Here is a 1,075-nt window from a genome sequence, read left to right on the forward strand (position 1 = left end):
AAACCTTTTAAGAAAGGTCAATGTTTAGAAATCAAATCGAAACATGGTTTCTTTAAAGACACTGGAGATGGGCAATATATTGAAAGTATCAAATCTTGTAGCAAGAAAGGTTTAGCGACTCCAAAAGTAACTCGTTAATTTGACTTAATCGAGAAAAGCAACATAAAGCTCAATCAAACCACAAGCATTTGCTTGTGGTTTTTTTATGCCTTTTATTTAGGAGGATAACTATATGCATCAATGCCCTTACTGCCATTCGAGGCATTTGAAATTACTACGGCAGTCGGAGCAAAGCCACCAAAGCGTATTTGCAAAGCTCTCATCGTTCTCACCGATGTCTCTGGCAGCAGCCTGTATGCAATTGTCAAAGCGCAGTCCTATACATCCTTTGGTTGGGGGCTTTGTTGGTTTAGTTGTAGGGGGCATGTTTCTGCTCTACGTCCAACATCAAGACAACACGGTGACGTTGCATTACCAGTGTGAGCAATGTCTAGAACACTTTGAAATCAAACAGTCGAGTTTTTAGTAACTCTTATTTTTACAAAATTCAAATTATTTAAATCAATTAAAGGAAATCAATCATGGCACATCAAGTTGAAACAATGGCATTTGTAGGTGAAACCCCTTGGCATGGCTTAGGGAATCAACTGACCCGAAACCAACCAATAGAAATCTGGGCGGAACAAGCAGGTATGGACTGGCGGATTGAATCATCCAATGTCAGTTATATGGCAAAGAATGAACGTGGACAAAGCATCATCATGCCATATGAAGATCAGCGAGTCCTTTATCGTTCAGATACTCATGAACCGTTATCGGTGGTGAGTCAGCGTTATAAGGAAGTTCAACCGATGGAGATATTAAACTTCTATAAAGACCTGACCGAGCAATCAGGCTTTGAGCTGGAAACAGCAGGAGTACTCAAAGGTGGCCGAAAGTTCTGGGCATTAGCAAGAACAGGGCAATCAGCTGCATTGAAAGGTAAAGATGTTAGTAATGGCTACATTTTATTAGCAACAGCTTGCGATGGGACATTGGCCACCACAGCACAATTCACCAGTGTTCGAGTGGTGTG

2 protein-coding genes are annotated in these 1,075 nt (G+C 41.1%); both read left to right on the forward strand.

What is annotated here, in order from left to right:
- Window positions 1-232 precede the first annotated feature (232 nt).
- Entirely contained in the window at window positions 233-526 is a 294-nt protein-coding gene (locus RMB13_RS00570) for a hypothetical protein (protein WP_311073074.1), read from the forward strand.
- A 55-nt stretch (window positions 527-581) separates the two neighbouring features.
- A partial coding sequence (locus RMB13_RS00575) for a DUF932 domain-containing protein (protein ID WP_311084110.1) occupies window positions 582-1,075 on the forward strand: 494 nt, incomplete at its 3' end.

It is taken from the genome of Acinetobacter sp. V102_4 (assembly GCF_031799005.1).
Lineage (GTDB): Bacteria > Pseudomonadota > Gammaproteobacteria > Pseudomonadales > Moraxellaceae > Acinetobacter > Acinetobacter calcoaceticus.

Bases quoted from the DNA above. Each gene is read 5' to 3' on its own strand.
- RMB13_RS00570 (WP_311073074.1), top strand. From the start codon at position 233: ATGCATCAATGCCCTTACTGCCATTCGAGGCATTTGAAATTACTACGG.